This window comes from Salmonella sp. NW645, assembly GCF_051703725.1.
Classification (GTDB): domain Bacteria; phylum Pseudomonadota; class Gammaproteobacteria; order Enterobacterales; family Enterobacteriaceae; genus Salmonella; species Salmonella enterica.
The window spans coordinates 288370-303252 of the sequence record NZ_JAMMKR010000004.1 but is presented as its reverse complement, the minus strand read 5'-3'; the positions used below and the strand labels follow the sequence as shown (position 1 = coordinate 303252).

The 14883-nt window shown below is 55.4% G+C and carries 13 protein-coding genes; 12 read left to right on the top strand and 1 reads right to left on the bottom strand.

All coding sequences use genetic code 11. The annotated features are described in order from the left end of the window. Positions 1 to 52 precede the first annotated feature (52 nt). From flgB to flgL, 11 genes are all read left to right on the top strand, one after another. A complete protein-coding gene (flgB, locus tag NA389_RS11080; protein ID WP_000887043.1) occupies positions 53 to 469 on the top strand; it encodes a flagellar basal body rod protein FlgB in 417 nt (138 codons plus the stop codon). 3 nt (positions 470 to 472) lie between these two features. Continuing rightward, positions 473 to 877 carry a flagellar basal body rod protein FlgC gene (flgC, locus tag NA389_RS11075; RefSeq protein ID WP_001196448.1) on the top strand — a complete coding sequence of 135 codons (405 nt, stop codon included), beginning with the start codon at positions 473 to 475 and terminating at the stop codon, positions 875 to 877. Positions 878 to 888: 11 nt separating this feature from the next. Continuing rightward, complete coding sequence (gene flgD / locus NA389_RS11070) at positions 889 to 1587, top strand: flagellar hook assembly protein FlgD (RefSeq protein ID WP_000020450.1); 699 nt, start codon at positions 889 to 891, stop codon at positions 1585 to 1587. Between the two features lie 26 nt (positions 1588 to 1613). After that, entirely contained in the window at positions 1614 to 2825 is a 1212-nt protein-coding gene (gene flgE, locus NA389_RS11065) for a flagellar hook protein FlgE (RefSeq protein WP_000010567.1), read from the top strand. A gap of 20 nt (positions 2826 to 2845) precedes the next feature. Beyond that, a complete protein-coding gene (locus tag NA389_RS11060; RefSeq protein WP_000349278.1) occupies positions 2846 to 3601 on the top strand; it encodes a flagellar basal body rod protein FlgF in 756 nt (251 codons plus the stop codon). A 13-nt stretch (positions 3602 to 3614) separates the two neighbouring features. Next, the gene (gene flgG, locus NA389_RS11055; RefSeq protein ID WP_000625851.1) at positions 3615 to 4397 is read left to right on the top strand and encodes a flagellar basal-body rod protein FlgG; all 783 of its coding nucleotides are present in this window, start codon (positions 3615 to 3617) and stop codon (positions 4395 to 4397) included. Positions 4398 to 4450: 53 nt separating this feature from the next. Beyond that, positions 4451 to 5149 carry a flagellar basal body L-ring protein FlgH gene (gene flgH, locus NA389_RS11050; RefSeq protein ID WP_001174897.1) on the top strand — a complete coding sequence of 233 codons (699 nt, stop codon included), beginning with the start codon at positions 4451 to 4453 and terminating at the stop codon, positions 5147 to 5149. An 11-nt stretch (positions 5150 to 5160) separates the two neighbouring features. Continuing rightward, complete coding sequence (locus tag NA389_RS11045; RefSeq protein ID WP_001518955.1) at positions 5161 to 6258, top strand: flagellar basal body P-ring protein FlgI; 1098 nt, start codon at positions 5161 to 5163, stop codon at positions 6256 to 6258. Beyond that, on the top strand, positions 6258 to 7208 hold the full coding sequence (gene flgJ / locus NA389_RS11040) for a flagellar assembly peptidoglycan hydrolase FlgJ (RefSeq protein WP_000578688.1): 951 nt from the start codon (positions 6258 to 6260) through the stop codon (positions 7206 to 7208). The genes NA389_RS11045 and flgJ overlap by 1 nt, the downstream gene beginning before the upstream one ends. A 64-nt stretch (positions 7209 to 7272) precedes the next feature. Further along, complete coding sequence (gene flgK / locus NA389_RS11035; RefSeq protein ID WP_000096425.1) at positions 7273 to 8934, top strand: flagellar hook-associated protein FlgK; 1662 nt, start codon at positions 7273 to 7275, stop codon at positions 8932 to 8934. A gap of 14 nt (positions 8935 to 8948) precedes the next feature. Further along, complete coding sequence (gene flgL, locus NA389_RS11030; RefSeq protein WP_001223032.1) at positions 8949 to 9902, top strand: flagellar hook-associated protein FlgL; 954 nt, start codon at positions 8949 to 8951, stop codon at positions 9900 to 9902. A gap of 243 nt (positions 9903 to 10145) precedes the next feature. On the opposite strand, the gene rne is transcribed toward flgL, so the two are convergent. Next, positions 10146 to 13349, bottom strand: a complete 3204-nt coding sequence (rne, locus tag NA389_RS11025; RefSeq protein ID WP_000827463.1) for a ribonuclease E — start codon at positions 13347 to 13349, stop codon at positions 10146 to 10148. A 573-nt stretch (positions 13350 to 13922) separates the two neighbouring features. Here rne and rluC point away from each other — a divergent pair. Next, positions 13923 to 14876: a 23S rRNA pseudouridine(955/2504/2580) synthase RluC gene (gene rluC / locus NA389_RS11020; protein ID WP_000846310.1), complete on the top strand. Its 954-nt coding sequence runs from the start codon at positions 13923 to 13925 to the stop codon at positions 14874 to 14876. The last annotated feature ends 7 nt before the right edge of the window (positions 14877 to 14883 follow it).

Here is a 14883-nt window from a genome sequence, read left to right as displayed (position 1 = left end):
CGCGTGAAGGCATTTAAGCTGTCGGCTGAATTTTGCCATTTGCGGAGGAGATATGCTCGACAGGCTCGATGCCGCCTTACGATTTCAGCAGGAAGCGCTAAATCTGCGCGCGCAACGTCAGGAAATATTAGCGGCGAATATCGCCAATGCCGATACGCCGGGGTATCAGGCGCGCGATATTGATTTTGCCAGTGAGTTAAAAAAGGTGATGGTGCGTGGACGGGAAGAAACCGGCGGCGTCGCGTTAACGTTGACTTCCTCTCACCATATTCCCGCTCAGGCGGTCTCTTCTCCCGCAGTGGATCTGCTTTACCGCGTACCCGATCAGCCTTCTTTGGATGGTAACACCGTAGATATGGACAGGGAACGTACGCAGTTTGCGGATAACAGTCTCAAATATCAGATGGGGCTTACCGTTCTGGGTAGCCAACTCAAAGGCATGATGAATGTGCTACAGGGAGGAAACTAATTCGTGGCGCTGTTAAACATTTTTGATATTGCCGGATCGGCGCTTGCCGCGCAGTCCAAGCGGTTGAACGTTGCGGCCAGTAACCTGGCGAATGCGGATAGCGTCACCGGCCCGGACGGACAGCCTTATCGCGCCAAACAGGTGGTTTTTCAGGTGGACGCCGCGCCGGGTCAAGCCACTGGCGGGGTAAAGGTCGCCAGCGTGATTGAAAGTCAGGCACCGGAAAAGCTGGTTTATGAGCCAGGCAATCCGCTGGCGGACGCTAATGGTTACGTCAAAATGCCCAACGTCGATGTGGTCGGCGAAATGGTTAACACGATGTCAGCCTCGCGCAGCTATCAGGCAAATATCGAAGTCCTGAATACCGTAAAAAGCATGATGCTTAAAACGCTGACATTAGGCCAGTAAAGGAGGCGCGTATGTCTATTGCCGTAAATATGAATGACCCGACCAACACGGGCGTCAAAACGACGACCGGCAGCGGGTCGATGACCGGAAGCAACGCTGCCGATCTGCAAAGCAGTTTCCTGACCTTACTGGTCGCGCAATTGAAGAACCAGGACCCGACTAACCCATTACAAAATAATGAGTTAACGACACAGTTGGCGCAAATCAGTACCGTGAGCGGCATTGAAAAACTGAATACGACGCTGGGGGCTATTTCCGGGCAAATCGATAATAGTCAGTCCCTACAGGCGACCACGCTGATTGGGCATGGCGTTATGGTGCCTGGCACCACAATTCTGGCGGGTAAAGGCGCGGAAGAAGGGGCCGTGACGTCCACGACGCCGTTTGGCGTGGAATTGCAACAGCCTGCGGACAAAGTGACGGCAACCATTACCGATAAAGATGGCCGGGTGGTACGGACGCTGGAGATCGGTGAGTTGCGAGCCGGGGTACACACCTTTACCTGGGATGGTAAGCAAACGGACGGAACAACGGTACCGAATGGTTCTTACAACATTGCGATTACCGCCAGCAATGGCGGGACGCAACTGGTGGCGCAGCCGCTGCAATTCGCTCTGGTACAGGGCGTGACGAAGGGCAGTAACGGCAACCTGTTGGATCTGGGTACCTACGGCACCACCACACTCGACGAAGTTCGGCAAATAATCTAAGCCCTTACACTTATCAGGAGTCAGTCATGTCTTTTTCTCAAGCGGTTAGCGGCCTGAACGCTGCGGCCACCAACCTTGATGTTATCGGTAATAACATCGCCAACTCCGCCACCTATGGCTTTAAGTCCGGTACGGCATCATTTGCCGATATGTTTGCCGGTTCCAAAGTGGGGCTGGGCGTAAAAGTGGCGGGGATTACCCAGGATTTTACCGACGGTACGACAACGAACACCGGGCGCGGGCTGGATGTCGCGATTAGCCAGAACGGTTTTTTCCGCCTGGTAGACAGCAACGGCTCCGTGTTCTATAGCCGCAACGGCCAGTTCAAACTGGACGAGAACCGTAACCTGGTCAATATGCAGGGGATGCAGTTGACCGGCTATCCGGCCACCGGTACGCCGCCGACCATTCAGCAGGGGGCGAATCCTGCGCCGATCACCATTCCGAACACGCTGATGGCGGCGAAATCGACCACCACCGCGTCAATGCAGATCAACCTGAACTCGACGGACCCTGTGCCGTCTAAAACGCCCTTTAGCGTGAGTGATGCGGATTCGTATAACAAAAAAGGCACCGTCACCGTTTATGACAGCCAGGGTAATGCCCATGACATGAACGTCTATTTTGTGAAAACCAAAGATAATGAATGGGCCGTGTACACCCATGACAGCAGCGATCCTGCAGCCACAGCGCCAACAACGGCGTCCACTACGCTGAAATTCAATGAAAACGGGATTCTGGAGTCTGGCGGTACGGTGAACATCACCACCGGTACGATTAATGGCGCGACAGCGGCCACCTTCTCCCTCAGCTTCCTTAACTCCATGCAGCAGAACACCGGGGCTAACAACATCGTCGCCACCAATCAAAACGGCTATAAGCCTGGCGACCTGGTGAGCTACCAGATTAACAACGATGGCACCGTAGTTGGCAACTATTCCAACGAGCAGGAGCAGGTGCTGGGGCAGATTGTGCTGGCTAACTTCGCCAACAACGAAGGTCTGGCATCCCAGGGCGATAACGTCTGGGCGGCGACGCAGGCCTCCGGGGTAGCGCTGCTGGGGACTGCCGGTTCCGGCAACTTCGGTAAGCTGACGAACGGCGCGCTGGAAGCCTCTAACGTGGATTTGAGTAAAGAGCTGGTGAATATGATCGTCGCGCAGCGTAACTACCAGTCGAATGCGCAGACCATCAAAACCCAGGACCAGATCCTCAATACGCTGGTTAACCTGCGCTAAGCGCCTGACGGGATAGCTTAATGGATCACGCAATTTATACCGCTATGGGGGCGGCCAGCCAGACGCTTAACCAGCAGGCGGTAACGGCCAGCAACCTGGCTAATGCCTCAACGCCGGGCTTTCGCGCGCAGCTTAACGCGTTACGCGCGGTGCCCGTTGATGGCCTCTCTTTAGCAACGCGCACGCTGGTTACGGCGTCGACGCCGGGGGCGGATATGACCCCGGGTCAGTTGGACTACACCTCCCGTCCGCTGGATGTCGCGTTACAGCAGGACGGCTGGCTGGTAGTGCAAGCGGCGGATGGCGCTGAAGGATATACCCGTAACGGGAATATCCAGGTGGGTCCGACCGGGCAGTTAACCATTCAGGGACATCCGGTTATCGGCGAAGGCGGCCCGATTACCGTTCCTGAAGGGTCGGAAATCACCATTGCGGCAGACGGCACGATCTCCGCGCTCAATCCCGGCGACCCGCCAAACACGGTGGCGCCCGTTGGGCGACTGAAGCTGGTCAAAGCGGAAGGCAATGAGGTGCAGCGGAGCGATGACGGTTTATTCCGCCTTACCGCCGAGGCACAGGCTGAACGCGGGGCGGTACTGGCCGCCGACCCGTCAATTCGCATTATGTCGGGCGTGCTGGAGGGCAGTAACGTCAAGCCGGTTGAAGCCATGACCGACATGATCGCCAACGCACGTCGTTTTGAAATGCAGATGAAGGTTATCACCAGCGTAGATGAGAACGAAGGGCGAGCTAACCAACTGCTGTCGATGAGTTAATACAGGACATTTTATGATCAGTTCATTATGGATCGCCAAAACCGGTCTGGACGCGCAGCAAACCAATATGGATGTGATTGCCAATAACCTGGCAAACGTCAGCACCAATGGTTTTAAGCGTCAGCGCGCGGTATTTGAAGATCTGTTGTATCAGACCATCCGCCAGCCGGGCGCGCAGTCGTCCGAGCAGACGACGCTGCCTTCCGGGCTGCAAATCGGTACCGGCGTACGTCCGGTCGCCACGGAGCGCCTGCACAGTCAGGGGAACCTGTCGCAGACCAACAACAGTAAAGATGTGGCGATTAAAGGGCAGGGCTTTTTCCAGGTCATGCTGCCGGACGGTACGTCTGCCTATACCCGCGACGGCTCTTTCCAGGTGGATCAGAATGGTCAACTGGTGACGGCGGGCGGTTTTCAGGTGCAGCCGGCAATCACCATTCCGGCCAACGCGTTAAGCATCACGATTGGCCGCGACGGCGTGGTCAGCGTGACCCAGCAGGGGCAGGCCGCGCCGGTTCAGGTCGGGCAGCTTAACCTGACCACCTTTATGAACGACACCGGGCTGGAAAGCATCGGCGAGAACCTCTATATCGAAACGCAATCGTCCGGCGCGCCGAACGAAAGCACGCCGGGGCTCAACGGCGCGGGGTTGTTGTATCAAGGGTATGTCGAAACGTCGAACGTTAACGTGGCGGAAGAGCTGGTGAACATGATTCAGGTTCAACGCGCCTATGAAATTAACAGTAAAGCAGTATCGACGACCGATCAGATGCTGCAGAAACTGACGCAACTCTAAGGGGCCGCCGGTGGGGATACGCCACCGGCTCCCTGATTTTGAAGATGAAGGTAATGCAAAAATACGCGCTTCACGCTTACCCAGTTATGGCCCTGATGGTCGCGACGCTGACAGGATGCGCCTGGATACCCGCTAAACCGCTCGTGCAGGGGGCGACCACGGCGCAGCCGATACCTGGCCCGGTACCGGTGGCGAATGGCTCCATATTTCAGTCTGCGCAGCCGATTAATTATGGCTATCAGCCGCTTTTTGAAGATCGTCGACCGCGTAATATCGGCGATACGCTCACGATTGTGTTACAGGAAAACGTCAGCGCCAGTAAAAGCTCGTCGGCAAATGCCAGTCGCGACGGCAAAACCAGTTTTGGTTTTGATACGGTACCGCGTTATCTGCAGGGATTATTCGGTAATTCCCGCGCGGATATGGAGGCCTCCGGCGGCAACTCTTTTAACGGCAAAGGCGGCGCGAATGCCAGCAATACTTTTAGCGGCACGCTGACCGTGACCGTCGATCAGGTTCTGGCCAATGGCAATTTACACGTCGTGGGGGAAAAACAGATCGCGATTAATCAGGGAACGGAATTCATCCGCTTCTCCGGCGTGGTAAATCCACGCACCATCAGCGGCAGCAACTCCGTTCCCTCGACACAGGTGGCGGATGCGCGGATTGAATATGTCGGGAACGGCTATATTAACGAAGCGCAAAATATGGGCTGGCTGCAACGTTTCTTCCTTAATTTGTCGCCGATGTAAGCGAGGTGTATGTGTTTAAAGCTCTTGCAGGAATCGTTCTGGCACTGGTTGCCACTCTGGCGCACGCCGAGCGTATCCGGGATCTGACCAGTGTCCAGGGAGTACGGGAAAACTCGCTGATCGGTTACGGGCTGGTGGTCGGGCTGGACGGTACGGGCGACCAGACGACTCAGACGCCATTTACCACCCAGACGCTGAATAACATGCTGTCACAACTGGGGATTACGGTCCCCACCGGCACCAACATGCAGTTGAAAAACGTGGCGGCGGTGATGGTGACGGCGTCGTATCCGCCTTTTGCGCGACAGGGACAAACGATCGATGTCGTCGTTTCCTCAATGGGGAACGCTAAAAGTCTGCGTGGCGGGACGTTATTAATGACGCCGTTAAAAGGGGTGGACAGCCAGGTGTATGCTCTGGCGCAGGGCAATATTCTGGTCGGCGGCGCGGGCGCTTCCGCAGGCGGCAGTAGCGTGCAGGTTAACCAGCTTAATGGCGGGCGCATCACTAATGGCGCGATTATCGAACGTGAGTTGCCGACTCAGTTCGGCGCTGGCAACACCATTAATCTGCAATTGAACGACGAAGATTTTACGATGGCGCAGCAAATTACCGACGCCATCAACCGCGCCCGCGGTTACGGCAGCGCCACTGCGCTTGATGCGCGAACGGTACAGGTACGCGTGCCCAGCGGCAACAGCTCGCAGGTGCGTTTTCTGGCGGACATTCAAAATATGGAGGTCAACGTGACGCCGCAGGATGCAAAAGTTGTGATCAACTCGCGTACCGGTTCGGTGGTCATGAATCGGGAAGTCACGCTGGATAGCTGCGCTGTGGCGCAGGGCAATTTGTCAGTGACAGTCAATCGCCAGCTCAACGTCAACCAGCCGAATACGCCATTTGGCGGCGGGCAGACCGTGGTGACGCCACAGACTCAGATAGATTTGCGTCAGAGCGGCGGATCGCTACAGAGCGTGCGTTCCAGCGCCAATCTGAACAGCGTAGTGCGTGCGCTGAATGCGCTTGGCGCGACGCCGATGGACCTGATGTCGATTTTGCAGTCCATGCAGAGCGCGGGCTGTCTACGCGCCAAACTGGAAATCATCTGATGATCGGAGACGGTAAATTGCTGGCCAGCGCGGCCTGGGATGCGCAATCTCTGAACGAACTGAAAGCGAAAGCGGGCCAGGACCCGGCGGCGAATATCCGTCCTGTGGCCCGTCAGGTGGAAGGGATGTTTGTGCAGATGATGCTGAAAAGTATGCGTGAGGCTTTACCCAAAGATGGTTTATTCAGCAGCGATCAGACGCGTCTGTATACCAGCATGTATGACCAGCAGATCGCCCAGCAGATGACCGCCGGTAAGGGATTGGGGCTGGCGGATATGATGGTTAAACAGATGACGGGCGGGCAGACGATGCCTGCGGATGACGCGCCGCAAGTACCGCTTAAATTCTCCCTGGAGACGGTAAACAGCTATCAAAATCAGGCGCTGACCCAACTGGTGCGCAAAGCCATCCCGAAAACGCCGGACAGCAGCGATGTGCCGCTCTCCGGCGACAGTAAAGACTTTCTGGCCCGGCTTTCGCTCCCGGCGAGGCTGGCCAGCGAACAAAGCGGGGTGCCGCATCACCTGATTCTGGCGCAGGCGGCGCTGGAGTCGGGCTGGGGGCAACGGCAAATCCTGCGGGAGAATGGCGAACCCAGCTATAACGTATTTGGCGTGAAAGCGACCGCCAGTTGGAAAGGGCCGGTGACGGAAATCACCACCACTGAATACGAAAATGGCGAAGCGAAAAAAGTGAAAGCGAAATTCCGCGTCTATAGCTCGTATCTGGAGGCGTTATCGGATTATGTCGCGCTGTTAACGCGTAACCCACGCTACGCTGCCGTGACCACTGCCGCCACGGCAGAGCAGGGCGCAGTGGCTCTGCAAAACGCCGGATACGCCACTGACCCGAATTACGCGCGTAAATTGACCAGCATGATTCAGCAGTTGAAAGCGATGAGTGAAAAGGTCAGCAAAACCTACAGCGCGAATCTCGACAATCTCTTTTAAATTGCTCAAGTCCACGTAGTCGCTGCCGATAACAACGAGTATTGAAGGATTAAAAGGAACCATCATGTCCAGCTTGATTAATCACGCCATGAGCGGACTTAACGCCGCGCAGGCCGCGTTAAATACGGTCAGTAATAACATCAACAATTATAACGTTGCGGGTTATACCCGGCAGACAACTATTCTGGCGCAGGCAAACAGTACGTTAGGGGCTGGCGGCTGGATAGGTAATGGCGTTTACGTTTCAGGCGTACAGCGCGAATATGATGCGTTTATCACTAATCAGCTACGCGGCGCGCAAAATCAGAGCAGCGGCTTAACCACGCGCTATGAACAAATGTCGAAAATCGACAACCTGCTGGCCGATAAATCCAGCTCACTGTCTGGTTCGTTGCAGAGTTTTTTTACCAGCCTGCAAACGTTAGTCAGTAACGCGGAAGATCCTGCGGCGCGTCAGGCGCTGATTGGTAAAGCGGAAGGGCTGGTAAACCAGTTCAAAACCACCGATCAGTATCTGCGCGATCAGGATAAACAGGTCAATATCGCGATTGGCTCCAGCGTGGCGCAAATCAACAATTACGCGAAGCAGATAGCTAACCTGAACGATCAAATCTCCCGTATGACGGGCGTAGGCGCGGGCGCATCGCCGAACGACCTGCTCGATCAGCGTGATCAGTTGGTCAGCGAGCTTAACAAGATCGTTGGCGTCGAGGTGAGTGTACAGGACGGCGGCACCTATAACTTGACGATGGCCAATGGCTATACGCTGGTGCAGGGGTCGACGGCGCGTCAGTTGGCGGCGGTTCCCTCCAGCGCCGACCCGACGCGAACGACTGTCGCTTATGTCGATGAGGCCGCCGGTAACATCGAAATTCCGGAAAAGTTGCTGAACACCGGTTCGCTCGGCGGGCTACTGACGTTCCGTTCTCAGGATCTGGATCAGACTCGTAATACGCTGGGCCAGTTGGCGTTGGCGTTTGCCGATGCGTTTAACGCGCAGCATACCAAAGGTTATGACGCCGACGGCAATAAAGGGAAAGACTTCTTTAGCATTGGCTCGCCGGTGGTATATAGCAACAGTAATAATGCCGATAAAACGGTATCGCTAACCGCTAAGGTGGTCGACAGCACGAAGGTTCAGGCGACGGATTATAAGATTGTTTTTGACGGTACAGACTGGCAGGTTACTCGCACTGCGGATAACACTACCTTCACGGCGACAAAAGATGCTGACGGAAAACTGGAGATTGACGGTCTGAAAGTGACGGTAGGAACCGGCGCACAGAAAAACGACAGTTTTCTTCTCAAGCCGGTCAGCAATGCTATCGTCGACATGAACGTTAAAGTGACAAATGAAGCCGAGATTGCGATGGCGTCTGAGTCAAAACTCGATCCTGATGTGGATACCGGCGACAGCGATAACCGCAATGGTCAGGCATTGCTGGACTTACAAAACAGCAATGTAGTGGGCGGCAACAAAACCTTTAACGATGCTTACGCCACGTTGGTCAGCGATGTGGGTAACAAAACGTCAACGCTGAAAACCAGCAGCACCACGCAGGCGAATGTGGTTAAACAGCTTTATAAACAGCAACAGTCGGTTTCCGGCGTTAACCTCGACGAAGAGTACGGCAATTTGCAGCGTTATCAGCAGTATTATCTGGCGAATGCGCAAGTATTGCAGACCGCGAATGCGCTGTTTGATGCGTTACTGAATATTCGCTAAAGGAGAAGGATGACATGCGTATCAGTACCCAGATGATGTACGAACAAAATATGAGCGGCATCACTAATTCTCAGGCCGAATGGATGAAGCTGGGCGAGCAGATGTCTACCGGTAAGCGCGTTACCAACCCATCTGACGATCCGATCGCCGCGTCGCAGGCGGTAGTACTCTCTCAGGCGCAGGCGCAGAATAGCCAGTACGCCCTGGCGCGTACGTTTGCCACCCAAAAAGTGTCGCTGGAAGAAAGCGTACTCAGTCAGGTGACGACGGCGATTCAAACCGCGCAGGAAAAAATCGTCTATGCCGGAAACGGCACGTTAAGCGACGATGACCGCGCGTCGCTGGCGACGGATTTACAGGGGATCCGCGATCAGCTGATGAACCTGGCAAACAGCACTGACGGCAATGGTCGCTATATCTTTGCCGGGTATAAAACGGAAGCGGCGCCATTCGACCAGGCGACAGGTGGTTATCATGGCGGCGAGAAAAGTGTTACCCAGCAGGTGGATTCCGCACGCACGATGGTAATTGGTCATACGGGAGCGCAAATTTTTAATAGCATCACCAGCAATGCGGTGCCGGAACCGGATGGCTCGGACTCCGAAAAGAATCTGTTTGTCATGCTCGATACGGCAATTGCCGCGCTCAAGACCCCGGTGGAAGGCAATGACGTGGAAAAAGAAAAGGCCGCTGCCGCCATTGATAAAACCAATCGCGGCTTAAAAAATTCGCTCAATAACGTCCTGACCGTTCGTGCGGAACTGGGAACGCAACTGAGCGAACTCAGTACGCTGGATTCACTGGGAAGCGACCGTGCGCTGGGACAAAAGCTGCAGATGAGCAACCTGGTAGATGTGGACTGGAACTCGGTCATCTCCTCCTACGTAATGCAACAGGCGGCATTACAGGCGTCCTATAAAACGTTTACCGACATGCAGGGAATGTCGCTTTTCCAGTTGAACCGGTAACACCTCTTTTTGAAACATATCACGAAACTGGATATGTTTTGTCTGCCCGCGCCATCCACCCCGGCGCGGGCATTTTTTTAGTCGTCATTGAGTTAGTGGTCATATTGTCGCGCCCGTAGCGACGCCATCCGTACGTATTATCCCGCCCGATCTCATGACTAAAAGACGCCATGGGGTAAGGCATCGCCCTGTAAGGGGCATAAAAAAGCCGACCTGGCGGTCGGCTTTGTATCAGCATTTACATCATTCTACCGGTTGTGGGCGTGTCGCCGGGGCGCTGGCGACACGTGTGGCGCTGTGTCCGCCTGCTGCGCCTTTACCTTCAAAGTGGAAGGAAGGGCGTTGCCAGTCGCTATGGTGCGGGGTTTCCGGCACATATTCCGGCGCTGGCGCACGCGTCATCGGCGCGCTGGCGTGGTTATGATCGTCAACGCAGACAACGTCCTGCGGCTTTTCCACCACCTGGGCCGGTGCGATAACGGTTTCTTCTGCCGTGTGCTCCACAACAGCCGCTTCCGCTTTTGTCTCTTCTTCTGGCTCGACAACGACAACATCAGCTACGTTTTCAGCCACCGTAATGGACGCGTCGGCGGTTTCTGCTACCGGTTCGGCGTCAGCAATAACCTCTTGCGCTTCCGGCGTATCGCTTTCGGCAATCAGTTGCGGCTGTTCATCAACCGGCGCGGCAATCACTTCCGGATGCGTTGTCTCGACCTCGACGACTTCCGGCGCCTGTGGTTCGGCGACGGTCTGCGGCTCAACGGCAACGTTTTCTACTGCCTGTACCGACGCTTGTGGTTCTAACGCTACGGTCGCAGCGATAACCTGCGGTTCAGCGACAACCGGTTGTGGCAGCGCCAGATCTGCTTCACGCTGCTCTTCAACAACCTGCGTTTCCTGAGGACGGACAATCGGGTAGCGGATCCAGACTTTACCGGACGCCATTTCCGGCGACGCGCAGGCGACGGTTAACGGCATCGGCGATTGTGTCGGGTAGCGCTCGTCACGATAGCGACGACGACGCTGACCGCTAACGCGCAGGTGGCGCGGAGAACGGCGGGAGCGACGCGGCATACCAGTATTATCGCGAGGTTCTACGCTATCATCCTGCTCCGGCGCGATATCGGCAACGACAGGTAAATCAACTTTCGCCAATTCGGTACGCGGCGCTGGAACGGGCTGTTCAACGTTTTCAACCGGGCGCGGTTCGTCGACGACGACCGGCGTGTCAACCGTTTCAACCACTGCGCTGTTGGTAAAGCGGACTTTCTGATTAAGCTGACGCTGCTTGCGGCGCGGCTGAACCTGCTGAACGCGTTCTTCCTGCTCGGTCTCCTGGACAGGCAGTTCTTCGCGGTTAAGCGCTTTTACTTCCTGCTGCGCCTGGCGTTTGTCATCATTGCGGCGGCGGCTGCGTTCGCGACGCGGCGTCTGTTGCTGCTCATCGCCGGTTTTCACTTTTTCCGCCGTTTCCTGCTGGCGGGTATCGCGCGCTTCCGCATTTTGCTGCTGCGCCTGGCGACGGTTACGACGATTATCGTCGCGGCTCTCGCCGCCGTCACGTCCGGCACGGTTATCACGGGTGTCGCGGCGTTCGTTACGATCGCGACGGTTGTTCTGCCGTGGCTTGCGACGATCCTGCTGACGCTCCGCTTTTTCTTCCGCTTTCGGCGCGGCTGTTTCGACGGTTTTCGTTTCTTCACCGCTGAACAGTTGTTTCAGCGCGTTAAGGAAGCGGCTAAACAGACCCGGCTGGGCAGGCTGCGCGGCGGCAACATTATCCTTTTTCGCCGTGGCGACGCTAACCGCCGGTTCGACAGGCGTCGGCGCCGGAGGCACATCTGGCATAGCGAATGTCGCCAGCGCAGGCTGTTCCGGGCGTTTACGCTCGGCGTACTCTTCTTCAGAAGGCAGCGCCATCGCTTCTTCGTGCAGCTTCGGCAGCATGTAGCTCAGGGTCGGCGTTTCTTCCCCTTTGCGTACGCGCAGCACGGAATAGTGCGGCGTTTCCATCTGATCGTTCGGGACGATGACACAGCGGACGCCATCCTGACGCGTCTCAATAGCGTTAACTGCCGTCCGTTTTTCGTTAAGCAGATAAGAGGCGATCGGCACCGGAACAATGGCATGGACTTCCTGCGTATTCTCTTTCAGCGCTTCTTCTTCAATCAGGCGCAGAATGGACAGCGACAGAGATTCGTTATCGCGCACGGTGCCGGTACCGCTACAGCGCGGACACACGTGATGACTGGATTCGCCCAGCGACGGGCTCAGGCGCTGACGCGACATTTCGAGCAGGCCGAAGCGGGAAATATGGCTAATCTGAATACGCGCCCGGTCCTGACGCACCGCTTCACGCAGGCGGTTTTCTACCGCGCGCTGGTGACGTACCGGCGTCATATCGATAAAGTCGATAACGATCAGGCCGCCCAGGTCGCGCAGACGCAGCTGGCGGGCAATCTCGTCGGCCGCTTCGAGATTAGTGTTGAACGCGGTTTCTTCGATATCGCCGCCGCGAGTCGCGCGGGCGGAGTTGATATCGATGGCGGTTAACGCTTCGGTACTGTCAATGACAATGGAGCCGCCGGAGGGCAGGCGCACTTCACGCTGGAACGCTGACTCGATCTGCGATTCGATCTGGTAATGGCTGAACAACGGGATTTCACCGGTGTACAGCTTAATTTTGCTGCTAAAATCCGGGCGGCCCAACGCGGCGATATGCTGACGCGCCATTTCCATCACTTTTGGATTGTCGATCAGGATTTCACCGATATCCTGACGCAGATAGTCGCGAAACGCGCGTACGATGACGTTGCTTTCCTGATGGATCAGGAACGGCGCGGGACGGCTTTCAGCGGCTTTCTGAATGGCTTCCCAGTGTTTCAGGCGGAAGCTTAAATCCCACTGCAACGCTTCGGCGGATTTACCCACGCCCGCGGTACGCACGATAAGCCCCATCCCTTCAGGAAGTTCCAGGCTGGCCAACGCTTCTTTTAACTCGGTACGATCGTCGCCTTCAATGCGACGGGAAATACCACCCGCGCGCGGGTTATTCGGCATCAGCACCAGGTAGCTGCCCGCCAGACTGATAAAGGTGGTTAACGCCGCGCCTTTGTTGCCGCGCTCTTCTTTATCGATTTGAACAATGACTTCCTGGCCTTCGCGTAACACGTCTTTAATGTTCGGGCGACCATGAGCGCTGTAGTTAGCGGGGAAATATTCGCGGGCAATTTCTTTTAACGGGAGGAAACCGTGGCGTTCTGCGCCGTAATCAACAAAAGCCGCTTCCAGGCTCGGTTCAATACGGGTAATTTTGCCTTTATAGATGTTCGCTTTTTTCTGCTCGTGTCCGGGGCTTTCTATATCCAGATCGTACAGACGCTGCCCATCTACAAGGGCGACGCGCAACTCTTCCTGCTGAGTCGCGTTGATTAACATTCTTTTCATCGTAACTTACTCATTATTCTTACGTTGACGACTAAGCTGCGGGCATGGTGACGCCTTACCGGGCATGAACCGATGGCCTCGTGACTATTTCGCGTCGCCAACCTCACGGTTATCGTCAGCTCAAAGAGGCGCAGAGTGTCGGTTGCCTGTATTTCATACGGAAACACAGCGCAATTATCAGGGAAGCAGCCTGGGCATTACTCTCCAGAGAAGATCCTATCTACCGGTAAGGACTGCAACCCGCAGCCCGCTAACTGTCTGAAAAATCAATACGTCTTACGCCATTGCTGCGTTGATGATCGGTCAGACAAAATGGGTTATTCCGCTAAACTTTTTGTTTTAACAAGTTTCGGTGCGGAAACCGCATCATTATTCCACTGCTAACCTTGTTATAGCAAGATGACTTTTACCATTTATCACCCGCTTACTCACAGTTTTTTCACCAGCGTGAGCCAATTGCTTTAATAACCAGCAAAACCGCAGTGAAAAATGTTCATCCACTGGCGTAGGCGTCTCTATAAGCATAGAAAAATGTGTGGCGCGAATCTCACAGGCTATTTAGAATCGCCCCCCATGAAAACAGAAACGCCATCCGTAAAAATTGTTGCCATCGCCGCTGACGAAGCGGGGCAACGCATTGATAACTTTTTGCGCACCCAACTGAAAGGGGTACCAAAAAGTATGATTTATCGCATCTTGCGTAAAGGCGAGGTGCGGGTGAACAAAAAACGCATTAAACCGGAATACAAACTGGAAGCGGGCGATGAAGTCCGCATTCCGCCGGTTCGCGTTGCTGAACGCGAAGAAGAGGCCGTGTCGCCGCATTTGCAAAAAGTGGCGGCCTTGGCGGACGTCATTTTGTATGAAGACGACCATATTCTGGTGCTGAATAAGCCTTCCGGCACCGCCGTACACGGCGGGAGCGGGTTAAGTTTTGGCGTCATCGAAGGGCTGCGGGCGTTGCGTCCGGAAGCGCGATTCCTGGAACTGGTGCATCGTCTTGACCGCGATACCTCCGGCGTGCTATTGGTGGCGAAAAAACGCTCCGCGCTGCGTTCGCTGCATGAGCAACTGCGCGAAAAGGGAATGCAGAAAGATTATCTGGCGCTGGTGCGCGGCCAGTGGCAATCGCACGTTAAAACCGTACAGGCGCCATTATTAAAGAACATTCTGCAAAGCGGCGAACGCATTGTTCGCGTGAGCCAGGAAGGCAAACCGTCAGAAACGCGCTTCAAGGTGGAAGAGCGCTATGCCTTCGCCACGCTGGTGCGCTGTAGCCCGGTCACGGGCCGTACGCATCAGATTCGCGTACATACCCAATATGCCGGTCACCCTATTGCGTTCGACGATCGCTACGGCGACCGTGAGTTTGATAAGCAACTGGCGGATACGGGGTTGAACCGACTTTTCCTGCACGCAGCAGCGTTGAAATTTACCCATCCGGGAACGGGTGAAGTGATGCGTATTGAAGCGCCGATGGATAAGCAATTGAAGCGCTGCCTTGAGGTATTACGTAGTAAAGCCTGATGCGCGT